General features: G+C 71.9%; 16 protein-coding genes and 1 pseudogene. 7 read left to right on the top strand and 10 right to left on the bottom strand.

What is annotated here, in order from left to right; translation table 11 throughout:
• Positions 1 to 101 precede the first annotated feature (101 nt).
• Together ABTZ58_RS20475 and ABTZ58_RS20470 are read right to left on the bottom strand one after the other, a co-directional pair.
• Positions 102 to 962: a PHP domain-containing protein gene (locus tag ABTZ58_RS20475; RefSeq protein ID WP_351358345.1), complete on the bottom strand. Its 861-nt coding sequence runs from the start codon at positions 960 to 962 to the stop codon at positions 102 to 104.
• 121 nt (positions 963 to 1,083) lie between these two features.
• Positions 1,084 to 1,725: a DUF6758 family protein gene (locus ABTZ58_RS20470; protein ID WP_351358342.1), complete on the bottom strand. Its 642-nt coding sequence runs from the start codon at positions 1,723 to 1,725 to the stop codon at positions 1,084 to 1,086.
• A gap of 160 nt (positions 1,726 to 1,885) precedes the next feature.
• On the opposite strand from ABTZ58_RS20470, the pseudogene ABTZ58_RS20465 reads away from it, so the two are divergent.
• Positions 1,886 to 2,638: pseudogene (locus tag ABTZ58_RS20465) on the top strand (MFS transporter).
• 30 nt (positions 2,639 to 2,668) lie between these two features.
• Here the strand turns inward: ABTZ58_RS20465 and ABTZ58_RS20460 are convergent.
• Positions 2,669 to 3,253, bottom strand: coding sequence for a suppressor of fused domain protein (locus ABTZ58_RS20460; protein ID WP_351358339.1), 585 nt, complete (start codon positions 3,251 to 3,253; stop codon positions 2,669 to 2,671).
• Between the two features lie 461 nt (positions 3,254 to 3,714).
• Here ABTZ58_RS20460 and ABTZ58_RS20455 point away from each other — a divergent pair, with 461 nt between their 5' ends.
• Together ABTZ58_RS20455 and ABTZ58_RS20450 are read left to right on the top strand one after the other, a co-directional pair.
• Positions 3,715 to 4,830, top strand: a complete 1,116-nt coding sequence (locus ABTZ58_RS20455) for a magnesium and cobalt transport protein CorA (protein ID WP_351358336.1) — start codon at positions 3,715 to 3,717, stop codon at positions 4,828 to 4,830.
• 23 nt (positions 4,831 to 4,853) lie between these two features.
• Entirely contained in the window at positions 4,854 to 5,369 is a 516-nt protein-coding gene (locus ABTZ58_RS20450; RefSeq protein WP_351358333.1) for a hypothetical protein, read from the top strand.
• Positions 5,370 to 5,373: 4 nt separating this feature from the next.
• On the opposite strand, the gene ABTZ58_RS20445 is transcribed toward ABTZ58_RS20450, so the two are convergent.
• On the bottom strand, positions 5,374 to 6,126 hold the full coding sequence (locus ABTZ58_RS20445; RefSeq protein ID WP_351358330.1) for a hypothetical protein: 753 nt from the start codon (positions 6,124 to 6,126) through the stop codon (positions 5,374 to 5,376).
• 237 nt (positions 6,127 to 6,363) lie between these two features.
• Here ABTZ58_RS20445 and ABTZ58_RS20440 point away from each other — a divergent pair, with 237 nt between their 5' ends.
• The 3 genes from ABTZ58_RS20440 to ABTZ58_RS20430 are packed head-to-tail and all read left to right on the top strand — an operon-like array spanning position 6,364 to position 9,416.
• Positions 6,364 to 7,650, top strand: a complete 1,287-nt coding sequence (locus ABTZ58_RS20440; protein ID WP_351358328.1) for a magnesium transporter MgtE N-terminal domain-containing protein — start codon at positions 6,364 to 6,366, stop codon at positions 7,648 to 7,650.
• Entirely contained in the window at positions 7,640 to 8,239 is a 600-nt protein-coding gene (locus ABTZ58_RS20435; RefSeq protein WP_351358325.1) for a DUF1003 domain-containing protein, read from the top strand. The genes ABTZ58_RS20440 and ABTZ58_RS20435 overlap by 11 nt, the downstream gene beginning before the upstream one ends.
• Positions 8,240 to 8,282: 43 nt before the next feature.
• Entirely contained in the window at positions 8,283 to 9,416 is a 1,134-nt protein-coding gene (locus ABTZ58_RS20430) for an Mrp/NBP35 family ATP-binding protein (RefSeq protein ID WP_351358322.1), read from the top strand.
• 125 nt (positions 9,417 to 9,541) lie between these two features.
• On the opposite strand, the gene ABTZ58_RS20425 is transcribed toward ABTZ58_RS20430, so the two are convergent.
• The 5 genes from ABTZ58_RS20425 to sigE all read right to left on the bottom strand — a co-directional run bounded on the left by ABTZ58_RS20425 (position 9,542) and on the right by sigE (position 15,044).
• Entirely contained in the window at positions 9,542 to 10,213 is a 672-nt protein-coding gene (locus tag ABTZ58_RS20425) for a hypothetical protein (RefSeq protein ID WP_351358319.1), read from the bottom strand.
• 224 nt (positions 10,214 to 10,437) lie between these two features.
• Positions 10,438 to 10,884, bottom strand: a complete 447-nt coding sequence (locus tag ABTZ58_RS20420; RefSeq protein WP_351358316.1) for a sec-independent translocase — start codon at positions 10,882 to 10,884, stop codon at positions 10,438 to 10,440.
• A gap of 220 nt (positions 10,885 to 11,104) precedes the next feature.
• Positions 11,105 to 13,168, bottom strand: a complete 2,064-nt coding sequence (locus ABTZ58_RS20415; RefSeq protein WP_351358313.1) for a S1C family serine protease — start codon at positions 13,166 to 13,168, stop codon at positions 11,105 to 11,107.
• 137 nt (positions 13,169 to 13,305) lie between these two features.
• Complete coding sequence (locus tag ABTZ58_RS20410) at positions 13,306 to 14,349, bottom strand: anti-sigma factor family protein (protein ID WP_351358310.1); 1,044 nt, start codon at positions 14,347 to 14,349, stop codon at positions 13,306 to 13,308.
• Positions 14,346 to 15,044 carry an RNA polymerase sigma factor SigE gene (gene sigE, locus ABTZ58_RS20405; RefSeq protein WP_351358536.1) on the bottom strand — a complete coding sequence of 233 codons (699 nt, stop codon included), beginning with the start codon at positions 15,042 to 15,044 and terminating at the stop codon, positions 14,346 to 14,348. Before sigE ends, ABTZ58_RS20410 begins: the two co-directional genes overlap by 4 nt.
• Before the next feature lie 236 nt (positions 15,045 to 15,280).
• Between sigE and ABTZ58_RS20400 the strand changes: the two genes are divergently transcribed.
• Positions 15,281 to 15,976 carry an O-methyltransferase gene (locus tag ABTZ58_RS20400; protein WP_351358533.1) on the top strand — a complete coding sequence of 232 codons (696 nt, stop codon included), beginning with the start codon at positions 15,281 to 15,283 and terminating at the stop codon, positions 15,974 to 15,976.
• A 120-nt stretch (positions 15,977 to 16,096) separates the two neighbouring features.
• Here the strand turns inward: ABTZ58_RS20400 and ABTZ58_RS20395 are convergent, their stop codons facing one another.
• Positions 16,097 to 16,264 carry a DUF3117 domain-containing protein gene (locus ABTZ58_RS20395; RefSeq protein WP_003966491.1) on the bottom strand — a complete coding sequence of 56 codons (168 nt, stop codon included), beginning with the start codon at positions 16,262 to 16,264 and terminating at the stop codon, positions 16,097 to 16,099.
• Between the last annotated feature and the right edge of the window lie 275 nt (positions 16,265 to 16,539).

The following is a 16,539-nucleotide window of genomic DNA, read 5'->3' as shown; positions in this document are numbered from 1 at the left end:
GGAGGCGCCGACCCTGCCGTGGGCAGGCGTCCGCGCATCGGAACGGATGGGCACAGGGCACAGCGCCCCGTGCCGGAGAGGAAGCGGGAACGAGGAAAGGCTCAGGCGGCTCCGCCGGCCCCCGGCACGGGAAACGCCCCGAACGCCCTCCGCGTGATCTCCCCGTACACCTCGGGATCCGTCGTGTACTCCCCGAGCACACAGCTCTTGCGGCTGCCGTGGTAGTCCGAGGAGCCGGTCACGAGCAGCCCGAGCTCCTCGGCCAGCCCGCGCAGTCGCGCCCGCGTCTGCGCGTCGTGATCCATGTGATCGACCTCGATGCCGTCAAGACCGGCCGCCGCCATCTCGGCGATCGCGGTCTCCGGCACGGTCCGCCCCCGCTTGCTGGCCCCGGGGTGTGCGAACACGGCGACCCCGCCCGCGCCCTTGATCAGCCGGATCGCCTCGAACGGATCGGTCTCGTGCTTCTCGACGAAGACCCGGCCGCCGTCGGCCAGCCAGTCCTGTGTGAAGGCGTCGTTCACGGTCGGCACGACACCCAGCTCCACGAGCGCGCTCGCCACGTGCGGCCGCCCGACGGACCCGTCGCCGGCGATCCGCGCCACCTGCTCCCAGGTCACGGGCACGCCCAGCTCCTGGAGTTTGGCGATCATGCCCTGCGCCCGGGGCACCCGGTCGTCGCGTACCAGCTCCCGCTCGGCGAGCAGCTCCGGCTCCTGCGCGTCGAAGAGGTAGGCCAGCATGTGCATGCTGATGCCGTCCAGCCGGCAGGAGAGCTCGGCCCCGGTGACCAGCGTCAGCCCGGACGGCACCGCGGCGATCGCCTCGGCGTGTCCGCGGGTGGTGTCGTGGTCGGTGAGAGCGACGACGTCCAGCCCGGCCGCCGCGGCCTTGCGCACCAGCTCGGCCGGCGAGTCCGTACCGTCGGAGGCGGTGGAGTGGGTGTGCAGGTCGATACGCACGACACGGACTCCAGACACGGACGGCACGGACAGGGCTGCTCAAGGATAACCGCACTTTCGACGCCCACTGTCACACCCGAAACCGCCCAGCGCCCCCTACACCCCACCCCGTACCGCCTTTCTACGGTCCCAGCAGCCGTGGCGACAGAGCACCGCAGGGCACCAGCTCGACCTCGGCTCCGGCGTCCCGCAGGTCCGCCAGCACGAGCTCGTCGTACATCAGCAGCCCCGACTGCTCCGGCCACACCACGGCCCACAGCCACAGGCCCAGCGCCTCACCGGCGAACACGGCCCGGTCGCCGGGCGCCCCGGAGACATGCCAGAGCGGCGTCGGCCGCCCCGCCGCCAGCACCTTCGCCTGAGCCGGTTTTCCGACGTCCATGTACGGCCCCGGGTCCGGCCCGTCCATGCCCGCGTACCGTGCCCCGAGTCCGACGCCGAGTTCCTCGGCGACGAGGATCAGCTCGCCCATCCCGCCGAGCGGCCCCGGCCCCGTGCAGGCGACGGCCGTCGCACGACCGCCCGTGCGGTCGTCCCCCGCGCAGGCCACCCCCGTGAACAGCCACCCGACCGGCAGCGGCCACGGCATCCACACGGGCACCTTGGTCCGGTGCACCACGACGTTGAGGGCGTCGACGCTCGGCGGTATCACGGGCTGCACCGGATGAACGGTGCCGTGCGCATCGCACTGCCACGAGTCGGAGAAGAGGCCGGGAGCCCTGACCCGGCCACCGCACTTCGGGCAACTGGGTTCGCCCCTCATAGGGCCCCACGGTCCTACCCTCACCCCGTCGCGTCAAGGACGATCACCCATCCGGGCGGAACCCTTCACCGGTCAAATTAGATGTAATTTGCATTAATTAGAGCGGCTAACTTGCTATGTGTATACACCAACTGACTTCGTCTCGGGAAAGGGAGCACGCATGGACCCCTTCGACGCCGGAGCGGTCGGCCTCCTGAAGCAGCCCAAGTCCGTGTGGGCGACCGCGGGGGCCTCGGTCGTCGCCTTCATGGGCATCGGGCTCGTCGACCCGGTCCTGCCGTCCATCGCCCGGGGTCTGGACGCCACGGCCGACCAGGTCTCCCTGCTGCTCGGACTGGCGTTCGTGGTCGTCTTCGCCGGACTCTCCGGCACCTCCGGGTCGGTCTGCGAACTGGTCGCCTTCCGGGCGGGCTAGGGGCCTCGGCAACGCCCTCTTCGCCTCCACCGCCCTCGCCGTGATCGTCGGCGCGGCGGCCGGCGGCAGCGCCGCGGCGATCCTGCTCTACGAGTCGGCCCTCGGCCTCGGCATGGCGTGCCGCCCGCTGCTGGGCGCCCTGCTCGGCGACGCCAGCTGGCGCTACCCGTTCTGGTCTGCACCGTCCTGTCCGGCGCCTTCATCGGCGTGAACAACACCGTCTACACCGAGTTGGCCCTCGGGGTGTCGGACGCGCCCCGGCCGGTGGCGAGCGCCGGGTACAACTTCTTCCGCTGGTTCGCGGCGGCGGCCGCCCCGTACTTCGCGCCGAAGATCGAGGAGTGGACCGACGTGCACGTCCCGTTCGTGGTGGCGGCCGTCACCGCGGTCGCGGGCGCGCTCGTGGTCGTCGTACGGCGCAGGGCGCTCACGCACGAGGCCGAGGAGCCGGAGCCCCGGCACGCGACCGGGGACGGGGTCGGCGTCTTCGCCAACTGACGCCCCCGGTGGTGGGTTTGGTGAGGTTGCTCACTCCAGCGGGACGGACTTCCGGGACGGGTCCCGGAGGTCCGTGCCCTGGTTCAGCCACCGCTCCCGCAGCGCCTGCGCGCCGTGCACCCGCTTCCAGGCGGCCTCGTTCGGCGTCATCGGCAGCAGCGGCAGGAACCGCACCGGGTCGAGGGGCTCGTCGAGTTCCAGGTCCTCGACCAGGCCGCCCGGCTCCGCGACCAGGACCGAGGTGAAGGCGGCGCCGGGCCACAGCGGCTCACCGACGTCGAGCGAGGCGCCGGGCGCCACGACCAACCCCTCCACCTGCGGGGACGCCGCGAGCACGGCGAGCGGCCGGAGCACCTTGTCGGTGTCGGCGCGGCCGGCGCGGACCGAGAGGACCAGCTCCGCGCGCGGGCCCTTCACCGGGTCGGCGACCACCGCCGTCGGGTCCGTCATGGGGTGCGCGGACATGCCGAGCGTGGCGTAGCGGACGATGTCGCCCTCCTGGAAGCGGAGCACCTCGATGCGGTCCGTGCCCAGGAAGGTGACGGCCGCCCGCGCGTCCGGCTCGCCCAGCGCCGTACACAACCGGGCCTCGACCAGAGGAAGAACATCTGCCATGCGGCGAGCATAGAACTCGTCAGTAGCGGGCAAACAAGCGCCTTGACACGTTGGGCGGCTGCTACTCTTGCCCGGTGGTTCGGGGCAGCACGCAGAAGCGTCGCGATCAAGCCCCGACGCCGAAGGAACTCCCTTACGAGGGACCGGCCGGAGGAGGTGGGACTGCAATGGATCGAAGTCGACCGTGCAGTAGCACCACGCTCTTCCCGCCGCTGACGTAGCTGTTCTGGCTCTGGCTGGTCGCCACCTCTCGCACTCGCTTCACGCGGAAGAGCGCTTCGTTTCGCTTTTGCCTGATCTGCCTCAGTAGCTGAATCAGTAACGAGACTCGCCACCGCGACGGTGCGGTGCTCCCCGCTTTGTGGACGTGCCAAACATCCTCAGTACCGACGTCCTCATTCCGGGTAGTTCCACCTGTCGGGTCCGGCGCCTTTTCGTTGCCTGTCGCGAAGGAGCCCGCCATGTCGATGATCCGCGACCTGCGCGCCGTCGTCCGTCCGTCCCGCGTGTCGCTGCGCAAGGACGGCGGTCCGTACGACGCCACCCGCAACCCCGCGACGACCTCCGCCGTCGTCGACTGCGCCGTCTACCGCGACGGCCGCCGCATCGAGACCGACGCCCCGCTGAGCCCGCACGAGGCGGTGCGCGTGGCACGCCGCGACGGGGGCTTCGTGTGGATCGGCCTGCACGAGCCGACGGAGGCCGAATTCGCCGGTATCGCCAGCGAGTTCGGGCTGCACCCGCTGGCCGTGGAGGACGCCGTCCAGGCCCACCAGCGGCCCAAGCTGGAGCGCTACGACGACTCGCTCTTCACGGTCTTCAAGACCATCCACTACGTGGAGCACGACCGGCTCGACGCCAACAGCGAGGTCGTCGAGTCCGGCGAGGTCATGTGCTTCACCGGCCGGGACTTCTTCATCACCGTCCGGCACGGCGGCAAGGGCTCGCTGCGGACCCTGCGGCACCGCCTGCAGGACGACCCGGAGCTGCTGGCCAAGGGCCCCTCGGCCGTGCTGCACGCCATCGCCGACCATGTCGTCGACGGCTACATCGCGGTCGCCGACGCGGTGCAGGACGACATCGACGAGGTGGAGACCGACGTCTTCTCCCCCGGCCGCAAGGGCTCGCCGCGCGGTTCGGACGCCGGCCGGATCTACCAACTCAAGCGCGAGGTACTGGAGTTCAAGCGGGCCGTGTCGCCGCTGATGCGGCCCATGCAGCTGCTGAGCGAGCGGCCGATGCGGCTGATCGACCCCGACATCCAGAAGTACTTCCGGGACGTCGCCGACCACCTGGCCCGCGTCCAGGAGCAGGTCCTCGGCTTCGACGAGCTGCTCAACTCCATCCTCCAGGCCAACCTCGCCCAGGCCTCCGTGGCGCAGAACGAGGACATGCGGAAGATCACCTCCTGGGCCGCGATCATCGCCGTGCCGACCATGGTGTGCGGGGTGTACGGCATGAACTTCGACCACATGCCGGAGCTGCACTGGCGGTACGGCTACCCGACGATCATGGGCATCACGGTGGTCATCTGCCTGGGCATCCACCGCACGCTCAAGCGGAACGGCTGGCTGTGAGCGGCGTGGCTAGGCTGGCCCCCATGACAAGCGAGCTGCTCGGCCAGGCCCTCGTCGAGGAGGCCACGAAGAAGTCCGGCCTCATCTGGGTGCAGGGCCCCGACGGCCCGGCGCGCGCGTTGTGGCACGTGTGGCACGAGGGGGCCGCCTGCCTGGTCGGCGACGGGCCCGGCGAGCAGCCGCTGCCGGGTCTCACCGACGGATCCGAGGCCCGGGTGACGGTCCGCAGCAAGGACAAGGGAGGCCGGCTGGTCTCCTGGTCGGCGCGGGTCGTGCAGCTCACGCCGGGTTCCGAGGCCTGGGACGCGGCGGTCGGCGACCTCAAGGGCAAGCGGCTGAACGCGCCCGACGGCGAGGCCATGACCGACCGCTGGGCCCGCGAGTGCCGGGTACTGCGCCTGGAGCCGACCGGGGCGACGGCGCCCCTGCCCGACGGCTCCCTGGCCGAGCCCCCGCTGCCGTCCCCGGCGCTCACCCGCCGCCCGGTCCCGGCGGGCCTGCCCCGCCTGCTGCTGAAGAAGAAGCGCAAACGGGCCTGACCGCCTAGGACGCCGGCAGCTGCTTGCCGTAGTCGACCGTCTCGTTCTTCTCCGGCTGCCGGAGGGCGAAGTCCTCCCCCCAGGCGGAGAAGGTGAGCGTGCCCGCCCCGCCCGCCCGTTCCAGGCGCAGCGGATACGGCTTGCCCTCCAGGGAGACCTCCAGGGTGCCGCCGGAGCCCTTGTCGCCGGTGATGCGGATGGTGCGCACCCCCGCCTGCTCGTCGTGCCCGTCCGTGGCGAGCGTGCCGTGCAGGGTCAGCAGACCGTCGAGGAGGAGAGCCTTGTCCGTGAAACCGCTGAACTTCTTGTACGAGGGGTCGCCCTGCGGCACCTTCACGAACTTGCCGCCGAGCTTGGCGGCCGCCGCGGCGTCCGCCCTGCCCTCGCCCTGGCCACCGCCGTGACTCCAGAAGTCCGCGTCGGCCTTGACGAAGAGCTCCTCGCCGACCCGCAGCAGCTCGAAGGTCGTGCCCTTGGTGGTGACCGAGCCGTCGCCGCCGTCGTCCTTCAGGCGCATGTCGAGCGCGTAGGTCCGTCCGCCGCTGACGACGCTGCCGTGGACCCGGACCGCCCCGGCGTTCTCGGCGGCCGCGCGGGTCTTGCTCTGGATCTTGGCAGCGGGCAGTCTGCCCACCCCGTTGGTGCCCTCGTTCGGATCCTCCGCGCAGCCCGTCAGCACCGTTCCCGTCACGAGCAGTGCGCACGTCGCGGTCGCGAGTGCGGCACCGCGGCTACGGCTCTGGCGAATCGGAGTCACAGGTGGGGCTGCCTCTCTGACGGGAGACCTGAACGGCGTACCGCAGGGTACCGGGGACGTGCGGGCCGGCCGGAGCCAGTCCGCCCGGACCGCCCGCCGACGCGGCCCCGATCGGGACGGGCTAGCCTGAAGCCCATCCGAGCGGGCAATTCGGAAGAGACAGCTACAAAGACAGGCACGACGTCAGGCAGTCCCACAGGCATCAGGAACCACCCCGTACGCAAAGGAGCCGCGGCCATGGCAGCGGGCGCCCCCCGGATCTTCGTCTCGCACCTCTCCGGTGTCGCCGTCTTCGACCCCGCCGGCGATCAGGTGGGCCGGGTCCGCGATCTCGTCGTCATGCTGCGGGTGGGGCAGCGGCCGCCGAGGCTGCTCGGTCTCGTCGTCGAACTCGCCACCCGCCGCCGCATCTTCCTGCCCATGACCCGGGTCACGGCCATCCAGTCCGGCCAGGTCATCACCACCGGAGTCCTCAACGTCCGCCGGTTCGAGCAGCGGCCCACCGAGCGGCTGGTCTTCGGGGAGCTGCTGGACCGGCGGGTGACGCTCACCGAGACCGGCGAGGAGGTCACCGTCCTCGACCTGTCGGTGCATCAGCTGCCGGCCCGGCGGGAGTGGGAGATCGACCGCGTCTTCGTCCGCAAGGGCAGGAAGGGCGGTGCGTTCCGGCGCGCCAAGGGCGAGGCGCTGACCGTGGAGTGGACCGCCGTCAGCGGCTTCTCCCTGGAGGAGCAGGGGCAGGGCGCCGAGAACCTGCTGGCCACGTTCGAGCAGCTGCGCGCGGCCGACCTCGCCAACGTCCTGCACCACCTCTCCCCCAAGCGCCGTGCCGAGGTCGCCGCCGCCCTGGACGACGACCGGCTGGCCGACGTCCTGGAGGAGCTGCCGGAGGACGACCAGATCGAGATCCTCGGCAAGCTGAAGCAGGAGCGCGCCGCCGACGTCCTGGAGGCCATGGACCCGGACGACGCCGCCGACCTGCTGGGCGAGCTGCCCACGGACGAGCAGGAACGGCTGCTGGCCCTGATGCAACCGGGCGACGCGGCCGACATGCGGCGCCTGATGTCGTACGAGGAGCGCACGGCGGGCGGTCTGATGACGACCGAGCCGATCGTGCTGCGCCCGGACGCCACCGTCGCCGACGCCCTCGCCCGCGTCCGCAACCCCGACCTGTCCCCGGCGCTCGCCGCCCAGGTCTACGTGTGCCGGCCGCCCGACGAGACCCCGACCGGCAAGTACCTCGGCACGGTCCACTTCCAGCGCCTGCTGCGCGAGCCACCGCCTGCGCTGGTCAGCTCGATCGTGGACAGCGACCTGCAGCCGCTCGACCCGGAGGCCGATCTGCCGGCCATCGCGGGCTTCTTCGCCACGTACGACATGGTCGCGGCGCCGGTCGTCGACGAGGCCGGGTCGCTGCTGGGCGCGGTGACCGTGGACGACGTCCTCGACCACATGCTCCCGGACGACTGGCGGGAGACGGAGTTCCACCTGGCCGAGGAGGAGGTGGCCACCGATGGTTCCTGAGCGCGAGAGCCCCCGTGAGCGCACGCCCACCGGTGCCACCGCCGCCTCACGGCCGCGCGCCACCCGCCTCGACCAGCCGGGCGTGCCCAGGCGCCGCATCCTGCCCGAGTACGACCCGGACGCCTTCGGGCGGCTGTCGGAACGCATCGCGCGCTTCCTGGGCACCGGACGGTTCCTGGTCTGGATGACGGCCGCCGTCATCCTGTGGGTCGCCTGGAACACCCTCGCCCCGCGCGATCTGCGCTTCGACGAGTACCCGTTCATCTTCCTGACCCTGATGCTGTCGCTCCAGGCCTCCTACGCCGCCCCGCTGATCCTGCTCGCGCAGAACCGGCAGGACGACCGCGACCGGGTCAACCTGGAGCAGGACCGCAAGCAGAACGAGCGGTCGATCGCCGACACCGAGTACCTGACCCGCGAGGTCGCCGCCCTGCGCATCGGCCTGGGCGAGGTCGCCACCCGCGACTGGATCCGCTCCGAGCTCCAGGACATGATCAAGGAGCTGGAGGAACGCCAGAACGGCCACCGCCGGGACACGGTCGTATTCCCGGCGGAACGGTCAGGGGGACGTGACGCAGACGACCGCTGACGGCCTTTCCTACGCCCCGGTACGGCGCCGTACCATCGTCCTTATGGCTACGGAAGACGCGGTGCGCGAAGCACTGGCGACGGTGAACGACCCCGAGATCAACCGGCCCATCACGGAGCTCGGGATGGTCAAGTCGGTGGAGATCGGCGCGGACGGGGCGGTCGCGGTCACCGTGTACCTGACGGTCTCCGGCTGCCCCATGCGCGACACGATCACGCAGCGCGTGACCGACGCCGTCTCGCGGGTCGAGGGCGTCACCCGCGTCGACGTGACGCTCGACGTCATGAGCGACGAGCAGCGCAAGGAGCTGGCGAGCGCGCTGCGCGGCGGCCAGACCGAGCGTGAGGTCCCCTTCGCCAAGCCGGGCAGCCTGACCCGGGTGTACGCGGTGGCCTCCGGCAAGGGCGGCGTGGGCAAGTCCTCGGTGACGGTCAACCTGGCGGCGGCGATGGCGGCCGACGGGCTGAAGGTCGGTGTCGTGGACGCCGACATCTACGGCCACTCCGTGCCGCGCATGCTGGGCGCCGACGGCCGTCCCACCCAGGTCGAGAACATGATCATGCCGCCGTCGGCGCACGGCGTGAAGGTCATCTCCATCGGCATGTTCACGCCGGGCAACGCCCCGGTGGTGTGGCGCGGCCCGATGCTCCACCGCGCCCTGCAGCAGTTCCTGGCGGACGTGTACTGGGGCGACCTGGACGTCCTGCTGCTGGACCTGCCGCCCGGCACCGGCGACATCGCGATCTCCGTCGCCCAGCTCGTGCCGAACGCCGAGATCCTGGTCGTCACGACGCCGCAGCAGGCGGCGGCCGAGGTCGCCGAGCGCGCGGGCTCCATCGCCGTGCAGACCCACCAGAAGATCGTCGGCGTGGTCGAGAACATGTCGGGGCTGCCCTGCCCGCACTGCGGCGAGATGGTCGACGTCTTCGGCACGGGCGGCGGACAGGTCGTCGCCGACGGCCTGACCCGCACGACCGGCGCCAACGTCCCGGTCCTGGGCAACATCCCGATCGACGTCCGTCTGCGCGAGGGCGGCGACGAGGGCAAGCCGGTCGTCCTGACGGACCCGGACTCCCCGGCGGGCTCCGCCCTGCGCGCGATCGCGGGCAAGCTGGGCGGGCGCCAGCGTGGCCTGTCGGGCCTGTCCCTGGGGATCACCCCGCGGAACAAGTTCTAGCTCGAACGCCCTCCGGGGCAGCGCCCGCAGGGGCGCGGGGAACTGCGCGAGCGGCCCATCGCAGCCGCCCGCGAAGCGAAGCTCCGCACGGCGAAGGGGCGCCGAGAACCGGCGCCCCGGAAGCCTCACGCGTACGAGGCGATGTCCTTCACCACGGCGAAGCCGAGCCCGTACGCACTCATGCCCCTGCCGTACGCCCCGACATGAACGCCGGCCGCCGTGGACCCGGCGAGCACCCAGCCGAACTCCGACTCCCGGTAGTGGAACGCCGTCGGCACCCCGTCCACGGGAAGCGACAGCGTCGACCAGTCGGGCCCGTCGAGGTCGTCGGCCAGGACCCACGCCGTCTCGGTCTGCTGCTCCAGCCAGTCGTCCCGCAGCGAGTGGTCCATCTGCCCGGGCCAGGTGAAGGACAGCAGCCCCACACCGGCGAGCCATGCCGCCGACGACACCGACGTGGCCTCCAGCAGCCCCGTGCCGTCGGCGCTGCGCCGTGAGGGGTTCGCCGCCACGGTCACCACGACCGCGAACTTCTCCTTGGAATCCTGGTCGCCCCCGGCGGCATACTCGTTGCGCACCGTGGGCTCGTCGCCGTGCCCGATCGACCCGTGCTCGACGGTCCCGTCGGCCGTCGTGCCGACCTGCATCAGCCAGCGCGGCCCCGTGAAGGCCTCGTCGAGGCCGTACCACGGGAAGGGCGCGCGCAGGTAGCCGTCGACCGTACGCCGGGCGGAGGGGACCTGCTGTCCGTCCTCCGCGGCCGGCGCCTGCGCGACTGCCCCACTCGTCGTCTCCATGTGCCCGAGCCCTCCTCGCTCTAGTCGGACCGGCCGGCCCGCCCCCCTTCGGGCGTACTCGACCGGTCCGCACAACAACTCGGCAGCATAGCCACACCGCCGCGAGCAGCAGGGAAACCGCCCGGCGCATGGGCCGCACGGGCGCCTCGTTCAGGCCGTACGCAGCCCGACCGGAGTATGAAACGCGTCACGCGCGCAGGGGCGCAGCGCCCCGGCGCGGTCGCTCAGGTGGCGTCCGCGTCGAAGGGCGGACGGTCGTCCCGGTCGGGCGTCTCGGGCTTCTTCGTCATGTCGATACGGCCACCGGACGAACCGGCGCCGGAGGACGACGAGGACGACGAGTCGGCGTCACGGCTGTGGACGGCGTCGGTGACCTCGGCCATCTCCTTCTTCAGGTCGAAGCCGTTGCGGATCTCCTTGAGCCCCAGGTCCTCGTTGTCCAGCTGCTTGCGGATGAACGTCTTGGGGTTCAGATCCTCGAACTCGAAGTCCTTGAACTCGGGGCCCAGTTCCTCGCGGATGTCGTTCTTCGCGCTCTCCGAGAACTCACGGATCTTCCGGATCGTGCGGGTCACGTCCTGGATGACCTTGGGGAGCTTGTCCGGACCGAAGACGAGCACGGCAAGCACGATGAGCGTCACCAGCTCGAGCGGTCCTATGTCATTGAACACCTGAAGCTCCTTGCGATGTCCTCGGTCCTCGGCCCTCGGTGGTCGGTGCGGGTCTTGCCGTGGTCCGGGCCGGCTCCACGGTACCCGGCGATCCTGTCCGACCGGTACTGTCCCGAGACCTCTGAGTACGGGGAGTGGGAGCGCTTTCCCCATTGTTCGCCTGATGGGTCCCGGGTAGGGCTTGATGGGACGTCCTCGTACGTGCCGGACCTCATGTGCCTCAGCCGCCGGAGGATCCGAGGACGAGCGAGACGGTCCGCTCCCTGCCGCCGCGCTCCACGGTCAGCTCCAGCCGGTCGCCGGGGCGGTGCGCCCGGGTCTTGACGATGAGCTCCTCGCCCGAGTGGATCCGCCGCCCGTCGACCTCCGTGATGACGTCGCCCGCCTTGATGCCGGCCCGGGCTCCCGGGCCGCCCGCGGTGACCGGCGGTCCGCCCTCGCTGCCCTCCGTGCCGACGCGGGCGCCGTCGCCGGTGTAGTCCATGTCGAGCGTGATGCCGATGACCGGGTGGGTCGCCTTCCCGGTGTTGATCAGCTCCTCGGCGACGCGCTTGCCCTGGTTGATGGGTATGGCGAACCCGAGGCCTATCGACCCCGACTGGCCGCTGTCCAGGTCGGAGCCGCTGTCCGCCGACCGGATGGCCGAGTTGATGCCGATGACCCGGGCCTTGGAGTCGAGCAGGGGGCCGCCGGAGTTGCCGGGGTTGATGGGCGCGTCGGTCTGCAGCGCGTCGACGTACGACACGTCGCTGCCGTCGCCCTTCTCGCCACCGGCCGTGATGGGCCGCTGCTTGGCGCTGATGATGCCGGAGGTGACCGTGCCGGCCAGGTCGAACGGCGCGCCGATGGCCACGACCGGGTCACCGACCTGCACGTTGTCCGAGTTGCCGAGGGGCAGCGGGGTGAGGCCGCTGACGCCCTTCACCTTCACGACGGCCAGGTCGTAGCCGCTGTCCCGGCCGACGAGCTCGGCCTTGGCGGTCTCCCCGCCGTTGAAGGTGACGGTGATCTCGCCGGAGGTTCCGGCCGGCCTCACGACGTGGTTGTTGGTGAGGATGTGGCCGCGGGTGTCGAGCACGAAGCCGGTGCCGGTGCCCTGCTCGCCGGAGCCGCTGACATGCAGCGTGACCACGCTGGGCAGGGCTCGTCCGGCGATCCCGGCGACACTGTCCGCGTCCCGCCCGGCGGCCTCCTTCCCGGCCTGCGGCAACTCGACGGTCCCGACGCCGCCGTTGCGCTCCAGATACGTCCCCACGAGTCCGCCGATGCCGCCGGACACGAGCGCGAGCACGACGGCGCCGAGCACCAGCGTCTTCCTGCCCCGCCTGCGCCGCTGCTCGGTACCCGGGATCGGCGCCCTGGTCTGCTGCAGGGGCCCGGGGGCGGCCCAGGGGTCGTAGCGCCGCCAGGGGTCGGGCCCGGGGGCCGGGGCGGGCTCGGGGATGCCCCGAGGTTGCGACGCCTGCGCCGGAATCGGCGCCGGGCCGCTGGGGGACGGCACGTACGGGACGGACGACGGGACGGCCGACGCGGGGGCGTCCGCTGCCGGGACGTCTGCTGCCCGAAGGGCGGACCCAGGAGTTCCCGGCGCCGCAACGGCCGACGCCGGGACCTCTGGCGCCGGAACGGCTGACGCGGGAACGGCCGGTGCCGGAACGCCTGGCCCGGGGAGGGCCCCTGGTGCCGGAACGCCCGACGGCGGCGTCATCGACGTGCCGTGCGCTGCCGGAGCCCCCGGCGTGCCCGGCATGGCCGGAGACGGTGTCGCCACGCCGTGAGCCGGTGTCGCCGCCGGATGCTGGACGGGCGGCGCGGGCGCCCAGGGGCCCGGTTCGCCATAGGGCGGGGTGCTGTAGGGGTCGGGGTCGTGCAGGGGCTTCGGAGCGTCCTGGGCGGGCACGGCAGGCACAGCCGGGGGGACGGTCGGCACGGCCGGGGGGACGGTCGGCACGGCAGGGGCGCCGCCCCCGGTCTCCGCACCGGTGGAGGCCGCCTCGGGAGACTCCACCGCACTCGCGGCGGACACCGCACTACCGGCGGACACCACACTCCCGGCGGACGCTGCACCGGGCCCGTCCTGCGCCGGGGCGTCCGGGCGCCGCAGCTCGTAGTCGCCCGCGTGCTCGTCCCGCCGGGCCTCGGGCCGCGCCAGCTCGAAGTCTCCCTCGGTGTCCGCGGAACCGGCCGGGGCCGTGACCGGGCCCTGCGCCTCATCCGCCGCCGCGGGGTCCTGCGGCCGTGGACGACCCCACCACTTCGCCTTCGTGGGCTTCCCCTCGTTCATGCTCTCCCCACAGCACAGCCGCGGCACGGCTCGTCAGCGGTGGCCGCAGTTCGTCGAATCGGCGCCCCGGCCCACCTCGGCCGCGGACACCACCCCCGGATTCAATCAGGTTCGCCGGGCCGGTGCGCAGAGGCCGGTCAGCGGGCCGTGCCCGAGGAAGCGGTGGGCGAAGGGGACGAGGAGATCTCCGGCAACGGCACGGCGAGCAGGGGCGCCGTGAGCCCGGGGAGCGCCGACCAGGACGTCAGAGCGGCCGGCGGGGCCGCCTGGAGCGGGCGTATCAGGGGGGACATGGCGGCGGCACCGGCCACCACCGGCGCGGTCAGCGCGTGCACGGCGCCGTGCCGGGCGGAGGAGGGCGGCGGTACACCTGGCAGCAGCGGCGCGGACACCTCGGTCGGGGCGACCGGGGTGTGACCGATCAGGTTCTGCCCGTGCACCTGCCCGAGCAGCGGTCCTGCTCCGCGGCGGCGCTGGGACTCGGGAGCGGTCGCGGCGCCCGTGCCCTGGGTGCGCATCGGAGTGACGTTGCTTCCCGTGCCCGGGCCGCCGCGGGCCTCCGTGTCGGTCGGGGTGCCCGCGGTGACACCGCCCAGCGCGATCGCGGCCAGGGACACCGCTCCGGCCGCCACGAAGGCGAACCGCAGCCGCGAGGAGGAACGGTCCGGGTCGTGCCGGCCGACGTCGTGGATGCGGAAGCCGCGGCTGCCCGAGGGAAGACCGCTCCGGCCGGAGGGAACGCCGCGCTCACCCGCGGCGAGCCCGCGCCCCGCGGAGGGCGGCGGGGCCGGCGGGAGGTGCGGGCGGGAGGGGGCGTAATCGAACTCGAACCGCTCGCCGCGCTTCGTCGTGAACGCCCCGGACGAGCCGGACCGCCCGGACAGCCCGCCGGGCAGCCCCGGCCCGTCCGGCAGCAGGTCACCGTCCGGGCCGCCGCCCGCGGGTAGTCCCTGCAGGCGGGCCAGGAAGCTCTCGGAGGGAGGCGGCGGGGCCGCCTCCGCGAAGACGTTCTTCAGCCGGCGCTGGGCGTCCACCTCCGCCTTGCACTTCGGGCAGGTGGCCACGTGCGCCAGTACGCGCTCACGCGCGTCATGACCGAGCTCGCCGTCCACCAGGGCGGAGAGCCGGTCTCCCAGATGCTGCTCTGCGAGGTGTCCCTCGGAAGGCCGTGATCCGCTCACGCGCTCGCGCCCCCTCCTCCCAGGGCGGGAACGCGGGGCACGAAGGAGCGGCGCTCGGCGCGCGCCTCCGGGGAGCGGTGCGCGAGGGCCTTGCGCAGCTGGGAACGGCCGCGGTGGATCCGCGAGCGGACCGTGCCGAGCTTGACTCCGAGGGTCGCGGCGATCTCCTCGTACGACAGTCCTTCGATGTCGCACAGGACGACCGCGGCGCGGAACTCGGGGGCGAGGGTGTCGAGGGCCTGCTGGACGTCCGCGTCGAAGTGCGCGTCGTTGAAGACCTGCTGGGGGCTCGGCTCCTTGCTGGGCAGCCGCTCGGCCGCGTCCTCGCCGAGCGCGTCGAAGCGGATGCGCTGCTTGCGGCGGACCATGTCCAGGAACAGGTTCGTGGTGATGCGGTGCAGCCAGCCCTCGAAGGTGCCCGGCGTGTACGTCGACAGGGAACGGAAGACCCGGACGAAGACCTCCTGCGTGAGGTCCTCCGCGTCGTGCTGGTTTCCGGTGAGGCGGTAGGCGAGCCGGTAGACCCGGCCGCTGTGCGTGCTGACGATCTCCTCCCACGTGGGCGGAGTCCACGCCTGCCCGTCCGCGTCGGTGGTGAAGGTCGCGGTCTGGGCGGATCCAGCGGCGTGGCTGTGGTCAGCGTTGTCGTTCACAGATGTCGGCCTGCCCGTCGATCCGAGGAAGCGCCGGAACACTCCCCCGCGATCCACAGGTGCAGCCGCACCTCCCCTGTCAGCTCTGGTGGTGTCCAGTGGAGCCCCTACCATAGCCACCTCGCCCGTTAGGACCGGATAAGCGGTTTTACGAGAATTTGATCTGGGCTGATACGCCTCGTACTGCTGCGTCGGCACTTGCTCGGCGCCCTGTTCCACTGCCTGCCCCCCGTCCCGGCCCCCGCCGCTCGCTCGTCCCTTTAAACGACCGGTCCCATCTGCGGGTTCCCGAGCCCAACGGATACAGTCACGCCCAGGCATTCACGGGACAGGAGAGGGTCATTACCGGCAACCGGCAGACGAGCTGGGCGTTCGCCGACGCCTATGTCGCCGAGGACGAAGCGCTGCGCTGGGCCCGTGACCGGGCCCGCGAGGCAGGGCTGCGCTCGGTGTCGCCCGGCACGGGCGCCGCGCTGCGGCTGCTGGCCGCCTCCGTCGACGCGAAGGCCGTCGCCGAGATCGGCACCGGCTGCGGTGTCTCCGGGATCCACCTGCTGCACGGCATGCGGCCCGACGGTGTCCTGACGACCGTGGACCCCGAGCCGGAGCACCAGCAGTTCGCCCGCCAGGCCTTCCGCGCCTCCGGCTTCGCCAGCAACCGGGCGCGCTTCATCCCGGGCCGCGCCCTGGACGTGCTGCCCCGCCTCGCGGACGCCGGCTACGACCTGGTGTTCTGCGACGGCGACCGGCTGGAGGTCATGGACTACCTCGCTGAATCGTTGCGTCTGCTGCGGCCCGGCGGGCTCGTCGTCTTCGAGGGCGCCTTCGCCAACGGCCGCACGGTGGATTCCGGTCCGCAGCCCACCGAGGTGCTGCGACTGCGGGAGCTGCTGCGCGCGGTGCGCGAGAGCCAGGAGCTGGTGACGTCCCTGCTGCCGGTGGGCGACGGTCTGCTGTGCGCGGTGAAACGCTAGGGCCTGTCGGCACGTTAGCCGGGCGCGAGCCGGGGCAGGCGAGGGTCATCGGTGAGAAAACAACCGCCCCGGCACCTCATGTGATGCCGGGGCAGCTGAAAGGGTATGGTCGCTTGCGCGTCAGCCGACGACCTTCTTGAGGGCGTCGCCCAGGGCGTCGGCCTCGTCCGGGGTCAGCTCGACGACGAGCCGACCGCCGCCTTCGAGCGGAACGCGCATGACGATGCCCCGCCCCTCCTTGGTCACCTCGAGCGGGCCATCACCCGTCCGCGGCTTCATGGCCGCCATGCTCGTACCCCTTCCTGAAACCCAGCTCAGTCAAAGCCGACGGCCCTAGAAGGGCACACGTGCGGTTCCTTTTGGCAGGACACGCGACACCGGCATCGAACACATTGCTTCCCAGCCATTATCCCGCATCTCAGGACCCGATGACCAACATCGGTCGGCATCGCTTGGGCAACGCACGCGAGCAAAACCACTCAATTCGGCGATGAGACTGCGATACTCCGCCCCCGCACACACGTCCGGCGAACGGATCCGGGTGAGAATTCTTTGACGCAGGT

The organism is Streptomyces sp. NPDC094143, from assembly GCF_040303825.1.
Classification (GTDB): domain Bacteria; phylum Actinomycetota; class Actinomycetes; order Streptomycetales; family Streptomycetaceae; genus Streptomyces.
The sequence above is the reverse complement of the archived record's forward strand: the minus strand, read 5'-3'. Positions and strand labels throughout refer to the sequence as shown.

What these genes read in the sequence shown, in the direction of transcription:
- ABTZ58_RS20470 (WP_351358342.1), bottom strand. Translation starts at nt 1,725, where the DNA reads ATGAGGGGCGAACCCAGTTGCCCGAAGTGCGGTGGCCGGGTCAGGGCT.
- ABTZ58_RS20460 (WP_351358339.1), bottom strand. Translation starts at nt 3,253, where the DNA reads ATGGCAGATGTTCTTCCTCTGGTCGAGGCCCGGTTGTGTACGGCGCTG.
- ABTZ58_RS20455 (WP_351358336.1), top strand. Translation starts at nt 3,715, where the DNA reads ATGTCGATGATCCGCGACCTGCGCGCCGTCGTCCGTCCGTCCCGCGTG.
- ABTZ58_RS20450 (WP_351358333.1), top strand. Translation starts at nt 4,854, where the DNA reads ATGACAAGCGAGCTGCTCGGCCAGGCCCTCGTCGAGGAGGCCACGAAG.
- ABTZ58_RS20440 (WP_351358328.1), top strand. Translation starts at nt 6,364, where the DNA reads ATGGCAGCGGGCGCCCCCCGGATCTTCGTCTCGCACCTCTCCGGTGTC.
- ABTZ58_RS20435 (WP_351358325.1), top strand. Translation starts at nt 7,640, where the DNA reads ATGGTTCCTGAGCGCGAGAGCCCCCGTGAGCGCACGCCCACCGGTGCC.
- ABTZ58_RS20430 (WP_351358322.1), top strand. Translation starts at nt 8,283, where the DNA reads ATGGCTACGGAAGACGCGGTGCGCGAAGCACTGGCGACGGTGAACGAC.
- ABTZ58_RS20425 (WP_351358319.1), bottom strand. Translation starts at nt 10,213, where the DNA reads ATGGAGACGACGAGTGGGGCAGTCGCGCAGGCGCCGGCCGCGGAGGAC.
- ABTZ58_RS20415 (WP_351358313.1), bottom strand. Translation starts at nt 13,168, where the DNA reads ATGAACGAGGGGAAGCCCACGAAGGCGAAGTGGTGGGGTCGTCCACGG.
- ABTZ58_RS20395 (WP_003966491.1), bottom strand. Translation starts at nt 16,264, where the DNA reads ATGGCGGCCATGAAGCCGCGGACGGGTGATGGCCCGCTCGAGGTGACC.